Raw genomic sequence first — 374 nt, forward strand, 5'->3', positions numbered from 1 at the left:
AAGCCCAGCGCCAGTTCACGCTGGGTGATGGTGGCGCTGGTGGCGCCGGTGGTCGAGGCCAGCACATAGTTGGCCGCATCGGTACCGGACAGGCTGGCGTTTTGCACCGTCACGACTTTGTTGCTGCCAGCATTCTTGTCAGCAAATGCACCGCTGGCCGTTGCCGTCAGCACGTCGTTGGCGATACGGTTGTCGGTAATCGTCAATGACGCGGCGCTGTTGCCGTCGTAGGTCTTGCCTGCGGCCGCAAAGCCCAGCGCCAGTTCACGCTGGGTAATGGTGGCGCTGGTGGCGCCGGTGGTCGAGGTGAGTACATAGTTGGCGGCATCGGTACCGGACAGGCTGGCGTTTTGCACCGTCACGACTTTGTTGCT

The 374-nt window shown here is 62.3% G+C and carries 1 protein-coding gene; it reads right to left on the reverse strand.

Features of this window, described 5'->3' with window-relative positions; all coding sequences use genetic code 11:
- The coding region (locus K0F86_RS27920) for a YDG domain-containing protein (RefSeq protein ID WP_219133810.1) at positions 1 to 374 on the reverse strand (374 nt) is incomplete at both ends.

It is taken from the genome of Janthinobacterium sp. UMAB-60, assembly GCF_900095235.1.
Taxonomy (GTDB): domain Bacteria; phylum Pseudomonadota; class Gammaproteobacteria; order Burkholderiales; family Burkholderiaceae_D; genus Janthinobacterium.